Source organism: Acidimicrobiales bacterium (genome assembly GCA_040219085.1).
In the GTDB taxonomy this organism is placed as follows: Bacteria; Actinomycetota; Acidimicrobiia; order Acidimicrobiales; family JAVJTC01; genus JAVJTC01.
Genome location: JAVJTC010000004.1, coordinates 12,536 through 27,081, shown reverse-complemented (window position 1 = coordinate 27,081; position 14,546 = coordinate 12,536). Strand labels below are relative to the sequence as shown.

Annotated in this window: 12 protein-coding genes; 4 read left to right on the top strand and 8 right to left on the bottom strand. The window is 70.1% G+C overall.

Annotated features, from left to right (window positions below):
- Positions 1-5: 5 nt before the first annotated feature.
- The 4 genes from RIE08_01640 to RIE08_01625 all read right to left on the bottom strand — a co-directional run bounded on the left by RIE08_01640 (position 6) and on the right by RIE08_01625 (position 4,698).
- Positions 6-461, bottom strand: a complete 456-nt coding sequence (locus RIE08_01640) for a hypothetical protein (GenBank protein MEQ8716289.1) — start codon at positions 459-461, stop codon at positions 6-8.
- Entirely contained in the window at positions 458-2,011 is a 1,554-nt protein-coding gene (locus RIE08_01635) for a hypothetical protein (GenBank protein ID MEQ8716288.1), read from the bottom strand. Before RIE08_01635 ends, RIE08_01640 begins: the two co-directional genes overlap by 4 nt.
- On the bottom strand, positions 2,008-3,840 hold the full coding sequence (locus RIE08_01630; protein MEQ8716287.1) for a serine/threonine-protein kinase: 1,833 nt from the start codon (positions 3,838-3,840) through the stop codon (positions 2,008-2,010). Before RIE08_01630 ends, RIE08_01635 begins: the two co-directional genes overlap by 4 nt.
- Positions 3,841-3,987: 147 nt before the next feature.
- Positions 3,988-4,698 (bottom strand): hypothetical protein, encoded by a 711-nt coding sequence (locus RIE08_01625; GenBank protein ID MEQ8716286.1) that lies wholly within the window; start codon positions 4,696-4,698, stop codon positions 3,988-3,990.
- A gap of 136 nt (positions 4,699-4,834) precedes the next feature.
- Here RIE08_01625 and RIE08_01620 point away from each other — a divergent pair, with 136 nt between their 5' ends.
- Together RIE08_01620 and RIE08_01615 are read left to right on the top strand one after the other, a co-directional pair.
- Complete coding sequence (locus tag RIE08_01620) at positions 4,835-6,229, top strand: serine protease (GenBank protein MEQ8716285.1); 1,395 nt, start codon at positions 4,835-4,837, stop codon at positions 6,227-6,229.
- Positions 6,230-6,367: 138 nt separating this feature from the next.
- Positions 6,368-6,652 carry a GlsB/YeaQ/YmgE family stress response membrane protein gene (locus RIE08_01615; GenBank protein MEQ8716284.1) on the top strand — a complete coding sequence of 95 codons (285 nt, stop codon included), beginning with the start codon at positions 6,368-6,370 and terminating at the stop codon, positions 6,650-6,652.
- Here RIE08_01615 and ligD read toward each other — a convergent pair.
- The gene (ligD, locus tag RIE08_01610; protein ID MEQ8716283.1) at positions 6,607-7,623 is read right to left on the bottom strand and encodes a non-homologous end-joining DNA ligase; all 1,017 of its coding nucleotides are present in this window, start codon (positions 7,621-7,623) and stop codon (positions 6,607-6,609) included. The genes RIE08_01615 and ligD overlap by 46 nt on opposite strands.
- A gap of 76 nt (positions 7,624-7,699) precedes the next feature.
- Here ligD and RIE08_01605 point away from each other — a divergent pair, with 76 nt between their 5' ends.
- Positions 7,700-9,907, top strand: a complete 2,208-nt coding sequence (locus RIE08_01605) for a cyclic nucleotide-binding domain-containing protein (GenBank protein MEQ8716282.1) — start codon at positions 7,700-7,702, stop codon at positions 9,905-9,907.
- Between the two features lie 85 nt (positions 9,908-9,992).
- On the top strand, positions 9,993-10,820 hold the full coding sequence (locus tag RIE08_01600) for an enoyl-CoA hydratase-related protein (GenBank protein ID MEQ8716281.1): 828 nt from the start codon (positions 9,993-9,995) through the stop codon (positions 10,818-10,820).
- Here the strand turns inward: RIE08_01600 and RIE08_01595 are convergent.
- Genes RIE08_01595 through RIE08_01585 form a run of 3 tightly spaced genes read right to left on the bottom strand, consistent with a single transcriptional unit; the run spans position 10,817 to position 14,537 of the window.
- Positions 10,817-13,150 (bottom strand): xanthine dehydrogenase family protein molybdopterin-binding subunit, encoded by a 2,334-nt coding sequence (locus RIE08_01595; protein MEQ8716280.1) that lies wholly within the window; start codon positions 13,148-13,150, stop codon positions 10,817-10,819. The two genes, RIE08_01600 and RIE08_01595, sit on opposite strands and share 4 nt — an antisense overlap.
- Positions 13,147-13,689, bottom strand: coding sequence for a (2Fe-2S)-binding protein (locus RIE08_01590; GenBank protein ID MEQ8716279.1), 543 nt, complete (start codon positions 13,687-13,689; stop codon positions 13,147-13,149). Before RIE08_01590 ends, RIE08_01595 begins: the two co-directional genes overlap by 4 nt.
- On the bottom strand, positions 13,686-14,537 hold the full coding sequence (locus tag RIE08_01585) for an FAD binding domain-containing protein (protein MEQ8716278.1): 852 nt from the start codon (positions 14,535-14,537) through the stop codon (positions 13,686-13,688). The genes RIE08_01590 and RIE08_01585 overlap by 4 nt, the downstream gene beginning before the upstream one ends.
- Between the last annotated feature and the right edge of the window lie 9 nt (positions 14,538-14,546).

Genomic DNA, 14,546 nt, shown 5'->3' with positions numbered 1-14,546 from the left:
CCCGTTCAACGGATCCGGCCGCCGCGGTAGCGCCAGCGGATGAACACGACCCGCAGCGGTCCGTTGGCGACGAGCCAGACGATCACCCACGTCGTGGTGAAGTGCCACCAGAAGGTCGCATCGGAGGGCACCGTCGTCGAGTCCATCACCATCTCGCGCACGATCGCCCAGGCGACGAGGCCCTCGGGGATCCCGGTCAGAAGGCCGTAGAGGATCGGCCAGTCCTTCTCCCACCGCAGCTGCTGGAGACCGTGGTAGATCGGCTCCCACACGATCACCCCGACGATGGCGATCGTCACGAGGGCGCCGAAGGTCGTGGAGTACAGGTCGCCGATGCGGCTCTCGCCGGGCAGGCCGTCGTTGGAGGGCAACAGGGGGGTGATGAGCAGGGTCCACACGACCCCGACGGTGGCGAGCAGGAACAGGCGGGTCTGGATGCGTCCGATGAAGCTGGGGGTCATCCGTCCACCTTCCGGTTGCGCACCCAGCGCCACCACTGCGAGATCGACCGCCCGACGCCGATCCGGTTGCCGAAGCCCTGGTCCGCGAGGTCGTCGGCGATCCGCAGCGCCGCGTACTGCAGGCCCAGGAACGAGTCGACGCCGGCGTAGTGGCCACCGAGGGTCGCCGAACCGGATGCGTACATCCGCCCCGGTTCGGCCCGTGTGCCCTTGATCTCGAAGTCGGGGTCGACGTCGAGGCGGCCGTAGTCGCTGCGTGCGGCGCCGCCGTGATCCAACAGGTCCGCCAGGAGACGGTGCTCGGCGATGTCGGATTCGAGGCCTGTCGCGTCGATGACGAAGTTGGCCTCCACCGAGTACGTCTGGCCGTCCTCGCCGTCGAGGGTCGTCACGATGGTCTGGTTGGGTCCGGGGACGACGGAGGTGACCGAACCGACGGTCTGGCGGTAGAAGCCCTGGGCGAGTCCCCGGTCCATCTGCTCCTGCCAAGAGCGGCGCCTGGGGGTGTTGGTCCCGCCGAGGCGACCGAGCAGCTTCGCCCGTTCGGGACCGTCGAGCGCCTCGAACTGGTCCTTGATCTGGCCGCCCCAGGCCGCCTTCGGGAAGTTGAACGCCTGGTAGGCGAATCCCCGCCCGCCGTCGCGACGGAAGGTGGCGCTGTCGCCCTGGGGTCCGTGGACGTAGTTGCGGAACAGGTGGTAGATCGTCGTGTCGGCGCCGTGTTGTTCACGGTCGTCGATGAGGCGCTGGAGGATCCGGCTGCCGACGATGCCCGAGCCGCGCACGACGACGGTGCCGCCCCGGGCCCTCAGTTCCTCGTAGACGTGGTCGTGGGGCTCGTAGGCGTTGACGACACGGCTGAAGTCGCGGTGGCGTTCCCTGTACTCCTGGAGGTCGGGAAGGAACTTCACGCCGGGGTAGCCGACGGCGACGTGGGCCCAGCGCGACCGGTAGGCCACCCGGCGGGTCACGCTGGTGCCTTCCGGGGGCGTCAGCACGCTGAAGTAGCCGCCGCCGTGGCGGCGCCGCACCATCCGGACGATGCCGGGGCGCAGCAGCGTGTCCCAGCCGATCCGTGCGGCCTCCTTCTCCACCGAGCGGTACACGTCGCCGGCCCGGGGTGTGTAGAAGTCCGACAGCACTGGCTCGACCAGGACGTTCCACAGGGGTTGCAGCTTCGCCCCGAACCCCTTCGCTGCCAGGCCCTCGCGTACGGCGTAGCTGGGGAACCCCCAGATGTTGTCCATGGTGGACGCGGAGTCGGATCGGAGCCGTTCGTGGCCCGGGATCTGGGAGTTGCGTGCCAGGTACTCGTAGGTCGTCCACGGCTCGGTGAGGGTGGTGAGGACGGCGATCTGGTCGGGAGCGACGCCGGCGATGCGCAGTGTGTCGACGAGGGCGAACGAGCCGAGCCCCCCGCCGATGGTCACGAAGGGCGCGTCGACGACGGGGATTCCCGCCGCGGCCACCGCCTCGTCGGTCCACACGTCGGTTGCGATCAGGTCGTCGGTGAGGTCGCCACCCGGCGAGATGTCCGTCTCGTCGCTCATGACCCCGGTACCGCCCGTGGCTCGATGATGAAGGTGTCGAGCGCCCGTCGAGCAGCGGCCTCGTCGCGTTCGTCGACGGCCTGGATGGACACCACGACGCTGAAGCTGTTGTCGGTCGGCGCTGCGACGACGACCCAGATCGTGGAGTTCACGTCCCCGCAGTTCACGAGCTGCTCGAAGCGGCCGGTGTAGAGGGGATCGGCGTACGCCCCCCGTCCCCGGCTCTCGCACCCGGTCGGGTCGACGAAGGCGTCGAGCGCAGCGTCGGCGTCGAGGAGTGGCCCCGGGTCGACCCGGATGACGACACCGGGCGTGTCGAACTCCTCGAGGGCGCGGGCGACGTTCGTCGAGACACCGATGACGGCGACGGAACGGTCGGCGGCGCCGAGGTCCACGTCGGACCATGCGGCCGGCACCGACAGCTGGATGGCACCCGTGTCGTCGAAGAGGGTGGTGTAGGCCGGGTAGTCCTCGCCGCCGCTGACGGGCAGTACGGCCTGCCCCGAGGTGGTGGCCCCTCCGTCGTCGCCGCTCGGTGGGGCGTCATCACCGCCCCCACCACGGGTGGCGAGGACGATGATCACCACGAGAAGGACGATCGCCGCGCCCGCGGAGACGACGATGAGGTTCCAGTTGGGGCCCGACCGGGCGGTCGGCGTGCTCGGCGTTCCCGGTGGCGCTGCGGCACCCGGGGGAGGTTGGGAGATGTGGGCCGTGCCACCGGGCTGACTGGTCGCCGCGCCACCGGCGAGCGGGCCTGCGGGAGGCGGTCCCGGAGGGGCACCCACGGGAGGATTCCCCGACGTCGCCGGCGGAGCGTCGTGGGGCGGTGGCGGACTGAACACACTGATCGTGTGGCCACCTGGTGATCCGTCGTCGGATCGCGCCGCGCCGGTGGCCTCGGCGAGCGCCGCGGTGAGCGATTCCCCGAAAGCCCGAGCGGATGCGGGTCGGTCCGCGGGGTCTTTGGCCATGGCCGCCTCGAGAGCTGCGCACAGCGGTGCCGGGACGTCCAGCGCACGCAGGTCGGGAACGGGCTCGCGCGAGATGCGTGCGAGCATCGGGACGAGCGACTCGTCGGTCTCGCGCCAGAACGCCGGTCGCCCGATGAGCAGTTCGTACAGTGTCGAAGCCAGGGAGTAGATGTCCGCCGCCTCGGTCGGACGTCGACCGTCGAGGATCTCCGGGGCCGCGTGGGCGATCGACGCGGTGATCACGCTGCTGGCCGTCTCGGGCGCCCCTTCGAGGCGGGCGATGCCGAAGTCGGCCAGTTTCGGCTCGCCCCGGTCCGACACGAGGACGTTGGCCGGCTTGATGTCGCGGTGCAGGATGCCCGCGTCGTGTGCGGCCTGAACGGCGTCGGCCAGCGCCGCGCCGAGGTCGGCGACCTCGTCCCAGCGAACCGCGCCGTCGCGTCGGATGCGGTCGTCCATCGACCCGCGCTCGAGAAACTCCATCACGATGAAGGGGCGCTCGTCGGTCGTGAACCCGGTGCTGTGGACGGTCACGATGTTCGGGTGTCCCGACAGCGACCCCATGGCACGACGTTCCCGGTCGAAGCGGTCACGGGCGCGCTGGTCGAGGTTCGCCGGGAGGACCTTGATGGCCACAGTCCGGCCGAGGTCGCTCTGGTGCCCCCGGTAGACGACACCGAAACCGCCGCGGCCGATCTCGATCTCGTCGTCGATTCCGTCTATTCCAAGGCTCGCCATCACGCCACCTGCGGGGACGGGTCGGTCGTGGAGATGTGGCCCCCGTTGGAAGACTGCCGGAGTCGCCGAGGCGGCGCCAGCCGGGCGTACCTGGATCTGACCTCGTTCGTTGTCCATGGCCCCGTTGTAGGACGGACGGGCACCGGACCGGAATGGGGGGGACCCCCCATACATCCGGCGTGGCGCAGACCCCCCACGGCGGCTGGCCCGCGGGTCGGGCCCGGTGCACGGGGTCGGGGTTCGGCGGTGGCCCTCATGGCGGTCTCAGTCGGTCTCGTCGAGGTGGCTGAGGTCATCCTCGCCGATGAGCCCCGTTCGCAGCACGTGGTCGATGACGACGCGGCGCCTGTCGGTCGCCTGAACCCCCTGCCGGCCGCGTACCCCCCGGACCCCCTGCTCGTCGAGGCGGCGGCAGATGTAGTCCAGCTTGCGGTCGAACTTACGCAGCGACCATCCGAGCCGGTGGGCGACCTCGGCGTTGGTGGGCATCTCGTGGCTCTCCGCGGCGGGATCGCGCAGTTGGGGCTCGGCGAGGGCGACGAGCATCTGGCGTTGTTCGTCGTTGAGCCGCAGTGTCCCGAACTCGAGGGTCTCTCCCCGCGTGAGTTCCGCGGTCTCGGTGCTCGGGGGGCCGGCCGGGCTGTGCAGCGAGTACTCGAGCTCGTAGGTGAGCCCGCCGGCCTCGAACCGGACGAGGCCCGAAGTCCCGGTGAGGGCCTGGGAGGCACCGGGATCGAGGGAGATCCGGGCGCCGGTGTCGGTGACGACCACGATCTCGATCGTCCGGCCGTCGTTGCGGATCCACCAGGTGCCGTCGTGGTTGACGAACGACCCAACCCGCCGGTGCATGTACGCGTTGGCGTCGTCGACGGTGATGTCGCCGTCGCGGCCGAATGTGAGCTGGCCCGACTCCGCGACCGGGTGGAGCTCGTCGATGAACGTCACCTCGAGGTCGGCTGACTGGTCTTCATGCACCCGCACGATGTTAGAGACGTACGGACCTCTGGTCATGCGCATCCGTCGACTGGGCCAGAATGTGGGGGGTTCCCCCGATGGTCGCCGTGTCGCCTTCGTCGTACAACCGGGGTGACCAAGCACCGAGGAGGACATCATGAAGAACCGATCGAACACGCACACCACCGCAGAGAACCACCAGACGGGCGCCGGGATCGGCACCGCACGCAGAGGGGCCAGCCTGGCCCGACTGCTTGCCGCTCTGATCGCCATCGCAGTGTTCGCCGCCGCCTGCGGCGGCGGAGGCGACGACCTGAGCGCAGGAAATGGCGGCGACGACGGCGCCGCATCCGACGGGGGATCCACGGCCGGTTCGACCACGAGCTCGGTCCCGACCGCGCTGGAGTGCCCTTCCCCCCAGGCCATGTTCGAGCTCATGAACCGGGCCACCTATCAGGTCTTCGGTGAGGCCGTCGTCGCCAACCAGGCCGAGCCCTCCTACACCTTCATCGGCACCGCATGGGCGGTCGACGACCGCGTCCTCGTCACCAATGCCCACGTCGCCGAAGGCTTCGAGGGAGCTGCGCAGAGTGGAATCCAGTACAGCCGGGCAGTCGCCGTTCAGGCGGGAACCGGCGACGTCGTCGAGCTCCTGCGGGCGATCGTGCATCCCGATTACACCGGCGATCCGTTCGGAAGTCCCGACGTCGCACTGATCACCACGAAGGAAGTACTTCCGAGCGTCCTGACGCTGGCCCCCGAGAACGTGGCGATCGCGGCAGGCGACGAGATCCTCCTGTCCGGGTTCCCCGGTGACGTCGACGACTTCATCACCTCCGTCCCGGGGCTGACCATCCCTCAGGCGACGTCGCTGACCGGACGCATCTCGGCTCTCCGGGCCCACGGACAGGACGAGGTCGTCGACGTGACGAACGTCGACGTCATCCAGCATCAGGCACCGACGACGCCGGGCACCTCGGGTTCCGCGATCGTCCTGTGTGACTCGGTGGTGGCCGTGAACAACGCGGGGACCGTGCGGCTGGTGTTCGCGATCGACCAGCAGACCGGCGAGCAGATCGTCGACCGGCAGGCTCAGGCGGCGAACAACTTCGGTGTCCACGTCCGTCACGTCCACGGCCTGATGTCGCTCTTCGACGACAACGCGATCCAGGGCTTCGAGCTCCCGGTTGTGGCTGCGCCGCCGGCCGGTGGTTCCAGCGGGGGCGATCCGATGACCGGTGGTGCCGCAGAGGCGATCGTGTTGGCCGGCTCGGTCAACGACCCGGTCGCCTCCCACAGCTTCGCCTTCCAGATCAACCCGGACGGCACGATCGAGGGCGTCAGCGAGTGGCCCGAGACCGGCCAGTTCACCCTCGTCGGCCAGGTCAACTCGGACGGCACCGTGGTCTTCGTCGACGACGCTCCCGAGCGTCTCGGATTCCGCCGGGGTACCTACGAGGGGGTCATCACCTCCGACACGACCATCGAGGGCGTCTACTACGAGCAGGGCCAGGAGGCGAACCAGTTCTCCTGGACCGCCACGGTCGCCTGAGGCGGCATCAAGGACCGTTCCTCCCCGGAGGTCAGACGGCGCCCCGGTCGGGATTCCGGCCGGGGCGCCGTCGCGTCCGGGCTGTTTGTCCCACGGCACCGATGGGAACGATGACCGCAGAACGAAAAGGAGTTCCCAGTGATCGTCTTCATCATCGTCCTCGCACTCGCCGGCCTCGTCGTCGGCGGCCTCGCCCGTCTCCTGGTCCCCGGCCCGGACCCCATGGGGCTTCTCGGCACCTGGTTGTTGGGGATCGTCGGGAGCTTCACCGGCGGTTTCGTCGGCTACGCCGTCTTCGGTGCCGACATCGACGACGGCGCGGTCCAGGCATCGGGCTTCATCGGCTCGGTGATCGGCGCCGTGATCGTCCTGTTGATCTACCGGGCGGTCTCCGGTTCGTCGGGGAAGACGTCCGCCGCCTGAGCTACGACGTCGTCCTCACGGACGACGGCGGATGCGTCCTTGTCGTCCCGAAGACCCAGGAACCGCGGGTGGCGCAGCTTTCCGTCGGGCGTCCACTCCGCGAATCCGATTTCGCACACGAGATCAGGGTTGACCCAGTGGCTTGCCTTTTTCGGCGGACCACCCTTGTCCATGCCCCGCGTGAAGGGCGGGTTCTCCCGCCGCCGCGCTTCGAGAAGTTCGATGAGCGAGACGAGCGTGGACTCGTCGAAACCCGTCCCGACCCTCCCCGCATAGACGAGGTCTCCACCGTCGTGGTGGCCGACGAGGAGCGCCCCCAGGCCGGTTCGTGAACCCTTCGGGTCGGTGAAGCCGCCGATGACCATCTCCTGGCGCCGTACGCACTTCAGCTTCAGCCAGTCGCGGCTGCGGCCGTGCACGTAGCGGCCCCCTGCCCGCTTCGCGACGAGGCCCTCCCAGCCCTGCGCGCACGCCTCGGTCAACAGCGCCGTCGCATCGCCGTCGAGGCTCGGGCTGAACCGGATCTTCGCATCGAAGACGACCGCCTGTTCGAGCAGGCGCCGGCGGTCGACCAGCGGCACGTCGTCCAGGTCGTGACCGTCGAGGTGCATCAGATCGAAAAGGAACAACACGGCGCCACCGCCGTGCAGCGCGGCGAAGCTGTCGCGCCCGTCTTCGAACGCGACCACCTCGCCGTCGGCGACGAAGCGGTCGACCGGCTGCTCACGCAGCGCGGCGACCAGGTCCGGGAACGACCCGTCGCGGCGGTTGTGGTTGCGGGTCCACAGTGCGACGTCGTCGCCGTCGCGCACCACGACGAGGCGGATGCCGTCGAACTTGCGCTCGACGACCCATCCGTCGCCGACGTCACCGGGCTCCGCGAGAGTCGCCAGCATCGGGACACGGAAGCCCGGCGCCGTCGTCCGCGCGGGCGTGTGGGCGGGACCGCTGTCGGTCGGGTCGGGCTCCATGTCCCCATCGTCGCCGATGGGGCGGGGCCACGCCGGACCGGCCGGAGGCACCCGGCTGTGGCACGATCAGTGGGAGATGGGGGATGTGGACGTCGGGGACCTGCGGGCTGTCGAGCCCTTCGACGACCTGGATGAGGACGCGCTCGAAGCGCTCGCAGCCGCCTCCCGGGTACGGCGTCTGCCAGCGGGCGCGACGGTGCTCGCCCAGGGGGCGGTCTCCGATGAACTCCTCGTCTTGACGTCCGGGACGGTGGAGGTGCTCCTCGGCTTCGACGGCCTCGCTGACCAGAAGCTCGCAGAGGTCTCCGCCCCCGGTCTCCTCGGTGAGATCGGTGTCCTCACGGGGGACACACGCGCCACGACGGTGCGCGCCCTCGGGTCCGTGACCGTGGTGGCGATCCCCGCATCCGCGCTCGACGGGACGGCGGCCGATGACGGGGTTCTCATCGGTCGGCTGGCCGAGATCGCCACAGAGCGACTCCGCCACACCCAGTTGCGACATCACGTGAGTCGCCTGTTCGGTAGCGCCGATCCCGACACGCTCGAGCTCGCCGAGTCGCTCATGGAGTGGGTGAACATCCCCGCCGGGCAGACGCTGTTCGCCGAGGGCGACGAATCCGATGCCGCCTGGTTCGTCGTGTCGGGCAGACTCCACGCCGCGGTCGGCACAGGTGGGGACGAGGTCGTACTCGGCGAGATCGGTCGGGGCGAGATGGTCGGTGAGATGGGCCTTCTCGACGACACGCCGCGGTCGGCCAGCGTGTACGCGGTCCGCGACAGCCACCTCGTGCGACTCGACCGGGCGGCTTTCGCGCTGGTGATGGAACGCTCGCCCAAGGTCGTCATGGAGGTGGCCAGGACCGTCCTGCGGCGTGTGCGCTCCGGCGGTGAGCCGGCGGCGACACGTCAGGCCATCGTCGTGGTCGGGGCGGGTCCCGACGTCGACGTCGATGGCGCGGCGCGGCAACTCTTCGAGGCCCTGGGGCCCGATCGAAGCGCAATCCTCGATTCGGCGGAGGTCGACAGGCACCTCGGCCGCGACGCGATCTCCCAGTCGCCAGACCACGGCGTGGGGGCGCTGCGCCTGGACTACTGGCTGGGGGAACTCGAGGAGACGCGTCGGTTCATCGTGCTCGTCGCCGACCGCACCTGGTCGCCGTGGACGCGCCGGGCCGTCCGCGCGGCGGACCACGTCCTGGTGGTCGCCGATGCGGCGGCGGACCCGACACCGGACGGGGTGGAGAGGTCGGTGCTCGAGTTCCTCGCGGATCACCATCACGTTCCGACGACTCTCGTGCTGGTCCACGACCCGAGCACCGCCTTGCCGCGCGGTACGACGAGGTGGCTGGATCGGCGACCCGGCGTCGCCCACCTCCACATGCGGCGTGACCACTCCGGTGACATCGCGCGGGTCGCCCGGCTCGTGACGGGCCGCGGCGTCAGCCTCGTGCTGTCGGGCGGCGGAGCGAGGGGCTTCGCTCACCTGGGTGTGCTGAGGCTCTGCGAGGAAATGGCTATCCCGGTGGACATGGTCGCGGGGACGTCGATGGGTGCGGTGATGGGTACCGGGCCCGCGCTCGGCTACGACGCGCGCGGCTGGGAGGCCGTCGCGGTGCAGAGGTTCGAGAACCTCTTCGACTACACGTTGCCGCTCGTCGCTGTGCTGCGCGGACGGCGGGTTGCCGAGGCGTTCGAGTCCGCGCTGGGCGACACGGGGATCGAGGACCTGTGGATCCCGTACTTCTGTGTCTCGTCGAGCCTCACCCACGCGACCGAGGTGATCCACGATTCGGGGAACCTCGCCGTGGCCGTGCGGGCATCCACCGCCATCCCCGGCGTCCTGCCGCCGGTTCCCTTCGGCGACGAACTCCTCGTGGACGGCGGCCTGCTCAACAACCTCCCTCTCGACGAGATGCGTCGACGGAATCCGTCCGGGACCGTCCTCGCGATCGACGTGTCACCCACCGACGCACCGTCGCTGGACGTCGGCTTCGGGCTGTCGTTGTCAGGGTGGCGGGCACTGTGGGATCGCCTCGACAGGCGACGTGGCCACGATGCGCCGCCGACACTGCCGGGGATCCTCGTGCGTTCGACGCTCATGGCGTCTGTTCAGAACCGGGACCGGCTCGTCAGAGAAGGCCACGCCGATCTCTACGTCCACCTTCCCCTCGAGGACTGCGGACTCCTGGACTTCGATGCGGTCGCGTCGATGGCGGATCGTGGAGAACAGGCCTCGAGAAGCGCACTCGAGGCTTTCGCCGCAACCCTCGATCTCGACGCCTGACCGACGGGCCGTCGGGACGGGTCGAATCGCACCACCCGGGGACGTGGTGCCACCATCGGGTTCCGACCGGAAGGGGAGGGTGGGCGTGGGCTTCAGGGGATCACCGGGTTTCACCGACGAGTGGCGGCACTTCGACTTCGAGGTCACCGACCGGGTCGCGACGATCCGACTCGACAGGACCGAGGCGCTCAACGCCCTCACCCTCGACAGCTATGCGGACCTGCGGGACATCTTCGCCGAGCTTCCCCACGCCGGGGTCGCCGACGTGATCGTTCTCACTGGCGAAGGCCGGGCGTTCTGCAGCGGCGGCGACGTGCGCGACATCATCGCGGAGTTGCTCGAAGCCGATCCCCGCAAGGTGCTCGATTTCACGCGGATGTCCAGCGACGTCGTCGGCAACATGCGTCGGTGCGAGTTGCCGATCATCGCAGCCGTCAACGGCCTGGCCGTCGGGGGCGGCGCGATGCTCGCCCTCGCGGCGGACTTCCGGATCGTCTCCACCGAGGGCTCGTTGCACTTCCCGTTCACGAAACTCGGGATAGCCGGCGCTGACATGGGTGCGATCTACCTGCTGTCCCGGATGGTCGGGCTCGCCCGCACCACCGAGATCCTGATGCTGGGTGAGCCGCTGTCACCGGCGGACCTGGACCGTCTCGGTCTCGCCAACAGTGTCGTCGAGCCGGATGCTCTGACTGCGGCGACCGCCGAGCTCGCGAAGCGTCTGGTCGAGGGTCCCACCTTCGCGTATGCGGCGACGAAGCGGGCGATCACCAGCGAGCTGGACATGGACCTGACCGCGGCGCTCGAACACGAGGCGACCCTGCAGGCGCTGGTCATGGGCGGCGAGGATTTCGGCGAGTTCCACCGCGCCTACGCCGAGAAGCGTCCGCCGCGCTGGACGAACCGTCGCTAGGAGGGTTCGTCGCGCCTGTGGGCGTAGGCGCCCTGCAGCGCCTCCCAGATCACCGGTGCCGTCAGCGGCGATTCGATGCGGCGGGCGCCGAGCTCGGGCACCGCGTCGTACACGGCGTTGAGGACGCACGAGTAGGCGCCGTTCGTGCCGCCTTCGCCCATGCCCTTCATGCCGCCCGGGGTGTACGGCGACGGGATCTCCAGGTGGTCAATACGCACGTCGGGCATCGAGGCCGACACGGGGGTGTGATAGTCGAGCAGCGTCGCGGCCGTCGGCTGGCCGTGTTCGTCGTAGGAGACTCTCTCCATCAGCGCGGCGCCGAGGCCCTGGGCGATACCGCCGACGATCTGGCCCTCGACGATCGTCGGGTTGACCATCGTGCCGCAGTCCTGAACGACGACGTAGTCCTCGACCTCCACGGCCCCGGTGTCGGGGTCGACGGCGACCCGACAGGCGTGGGTGGCGTAGGAGAACGTGGCGCTCGCCGGGTCGTAGGAGTGCGCCGCGGTCAGGCCGGGGACGTCGCCGTCGGGCAGGCCCAGACCACGCCACGCGAGTCTGGCGAGTTCCGCGATGGGTACCGAGACCTGCGACCCGACGACGGTGGCCGTACCGCCGCCCAGTTCGATGTCGGCCGGGTTCGCTTCGAGGTGTTCGGCTGCGATCCGCCGGAGCTTGTCGGCGAGCTCGCGGCTCGCCGACACCGCGGCACCGCCACCGACGGCGATCGAGCGGGAAGCCGCCGTTCCGTATGCGGAGTAGGGCGCCGAGTCGGTATCGCCGGTGACGAGGGTCACGGCGTCCATCTCCACGCCGAGCTCGTCGGCCACGAGCTGGGCGAAGGTGGTCTCGTGCCCCTGGCCGTGGGGCGACACGCCGCTGAAGATCCGAACGGAACCGTCGGGGTCCATGCGGATCTCGGCGGATTCGAACCCACCGATGCGGACCCCGATCATCTCGTTGATGACGGACGGCCCGACGCCGGCCAGCTGGACGTAGCTCGCCCAACCGGTCCCGCGCCTACGGCCGTCGTCGGGAGGTGTCGGGGCGTCTTCGATCATGGCGCGTGCCCGGCGGAGCGCCTCGGGGTAGTCGCCGTTGTCGTAGACGAGGTGGGTGCGGACCTCGTAGGGAAGCTGGCCGGCGGTGATCATGTTCTGCGCCCGAAGATCTGCCGGATGGACTCCGAGCTCGCGGGCGACGAGTTCGACGGCGCGTTCGCGGATGGCCACCGCCTGGGTCTGGCCGAACCCGCGGTACGCGCCGGTGGACATCGTGTTGGTCGCGACGACCCGCCCGACGCCGCGCACCGCCTCCCAGCGGTACGGGCCCGGCAGAACACCGAGGGCGGTGAACAGCGGTCCGCCGCCGAAGACGGCGAAGCGGCCGCCGGCGTTGCGCACCGACGAGACCCGCAGGCCACGTAGCGTGCCGTCGTCGTCGAAGGCGACGTCGATGTCGTGGATCTCGTCGCGGGCGTGGGTGGTCACCGTCAGTGACTCGAGGCGGTCCTCGGTCCAGCTGACCGAACGCCCGAGGCTGCGGGCCGCGGCTATGACCATCGCCTCGTCCTCGTAGAGGTGGTCCTTCAGGCCGAATCCGCCGCCGACGTCGGGTGTGACCACGCGCACCATGTGCTGGGGGATCTCGAACACCTCGCAGATCCCGTCGCGCACGGCGTGGGCGGCCTGGGTGGAGACGTGGACGACGAGGCGGCCGTCGGGCAGCGGTTCGGCCACGATGCCGCGGGTTTCCATCGGCAGCCCGTTGACTCGGCCGATGCGCAGCGTCGTCGACAGGGTCCTGTCGGCTGTGGCGAACACTGCGTCGGTGTGGGCCGCGTCGTCGCCGGTCTCGACGGTGCACAACACGTTGGTGCCGAGGTCGGGATAGAGCAGCGGCGCGCCCGGCTCGAGTGCGGCGACCGGGTCGATGACGACGTCGAGTTCGTCGACGGTCACCTCGATCCGGTCGACGACGTCCTCGGCCTCATAGCGGCTCGCGGCGACCACGATCCCGACTGGCTGTCCGACGTAGCGGACACGGTCGCCGATGAGCTCGGTGTGGTGCTGGGTCTGGTCGCCGAGCCACCACAGGACCGGGAACCGCCCCGGAGCGGCGGCGTTCAGTTCCTGCGGGCCGAGCACTGCGACGCCGGTGGGGAGGTCGTCGGGGACGTCGATTCCGCGGATCACCCCGTGCGCCACGGGGCTGCGGACGATGGCGGCGTGGGCCTCGGCGAGGTGGAGGTCGTCGATGTACCGGCCCCGCCCGCGCAGGGCCTTCGCGTCGTTGACCCGCCCGACCCGCTGACCGACCAGTGGGCTCATGATGCCTCGCCGCCTTCGACGGGCAGGCTCCCGCCGCCTTGGGCAGATCGCCCCACCGTGGGGTCGTGTTCGCGGGGCAGGTCCTCCCACGCCCGGTGGACGGCGCGGCGGATGTTCACGTAGCCGGTGCAGCGGCACAGGTGGCCACCGAGCACCTCGTCGCACGCGGCCGCAGCGTCGCTCCCGGCGCGGCGGGCTGCGACCAGCGACATCACGATCCCCGGCGTGCAGAACCCACACTGGAGGCCGTGCTCGGCGTGCAGCGCCTGCTGTACCGGGTCCATCTCGTCGCCGTCGGCGACGCTCTCGATGGTCTCGATCACGGTGCCCTCGGCCTGGGGGGCGAGCATCAGGCACGACCTGACGGGGTTCCCGTCGACGATCACGGTGCAGGCGCCGCACGATCCCTGTTCGCAACCGACGTGGGTGCCGGTGATCGCGACCTCGTGGCGCAACACGTCGGACAACAGCATGCGAGGCTCGACGTCGACCGTCACGGCCTCCCCGTTGACCTCGAAGGTGACAGCGCGTCGGGTCATCGGGCCACTCCGGCGAGTTCGAGCAGTGCACGTGTGACGAGCGTCCCGGCGACGTGGCGGCGGTAGTCGGCGCTCGCGTGCGCGTCGCCGGTGGGGTCGAGTCCGGCCCTCACCGCGTCACCGGCGGCGGCGAAGCCTGCAGCGTCAGCGGCGGAGCCGACGAGGGAGGCCTCGACCTCGCTCATTCGCACCGGCGTCCCGCCGACACCGAAGGCGACGATCCGCGCCGCGCCGACCTGGCCGTTGTCGACGCGCAGTCCCACGACGACGCCGACGGTGGCGAAATCGCCGGGTCTGGGTGCGAGTTCCGCGACCGTGATCTCTCCGTCGAAGCGGCCGAACCGCACCGACGTGACCATCTCGTCGGGCTCTCGTGCGGTCCAGAACGGGCCCTGGAGGAAGTCCGCCGCGTCGACCACGCGCGTGCCGCGCCCGGCCGAGGCGACGGTGACGGTTCCGTCCGTGGCGGCGAGTAGTGCGGGGAGTTCAGCGGCCGGATCGGCGTGGGCGATGGATCCTCCGACGGTCGTCCGGTTGCGGATCTGGGGGTGGGCAAGGTGAGCGAGCGCGGCCGCCGTGCCTGGCACTGTCCCGCTGGCCCGTTCGAGCGTCGCGGCCGTGACCATCGCGCCGATCGACATTCCCGTGGCGTCGCTCTCGACGCTGCGGAGGTCGCCCACCCGCCGGGGGTCGATGACGACCTCGGGGCGGGCGAGGCGCAGGTTCATGAGCGGTACGAGGCTCTGACCCCCGGCGATGATGGCCGCCTCGTCGCCGGCCTCGGCGAGCAGCGCGAGCACCTCGTCGAGCGTCGCCGGGTCGTGGTAGTCGAAGGCGGGCGGCTTCATCGGATGCCG

Bases quoted from the DNA above. Each gene is read 5' to 3' on its own strand.
- RIE08_01630 (MEQ8716287.1), bottom strand. From the start codon at position 3,840: ATGGACAACGAACGAGGTCAGATCCAGGTACGCCCGGCTGGCGCCGCC.
- RIE08_01635 (MEQ8716288.1), bottom strand. From the start codon at position 2,011: ATGAGCGACGAGACGGACATCTCGCCGGGTGGCGACCTCACCGACGAC.
- ligD (MEQ8716283.1), bottom strand. From the start codon at position 7,623: ATGGAGCCCGACCCGACCGACAGCGGTCCCGCCCACACGCCCGCGCGG.
- RIE08_01640 (MEQ8716289.1), bottom strand. From the start codon at position 461: ATGACCCCCAGCTTCATCGGACGCATCCAGACCCGCCTGTTCCTGCTC.
- RIE08_01585 (MEQ8716278.1), bottom strand. From the start codon at position 14,537: ATGAAGCCGCCCGCCTTCGACTACCACGACCCGGCGACGCTCGACGAG.
- RIE08_01605 (MEQ8716282.1), top strand. From the start codon at position 7,700: ATGGGGGATGTGGACGTCGGGGACCTGCGGGCTGTCGAGCCCTTCGAC.
- RIE08_01620 (MEQ8716285.1), top strand. From the start codon at position 4,835: ATGAAGAACCGATCGAACACGCACACCACCGCAGAGAACCACCAGACG.
- RIE08_01590 (MEQ8716279.1), bottom strand. From the start codon at position 13,689: ATGACCCGACGCGCTGTCACCTTCGAGGTCAACGGGGAGGCCGTGACG.
- RIE08_01595 (MEQ8716280.1), bottom strand. From the start codon at position 13,150: ATGAGCCCACTGGTCGGTCAGCGGGTCGGGCGGGTCAACGACGCGAAG.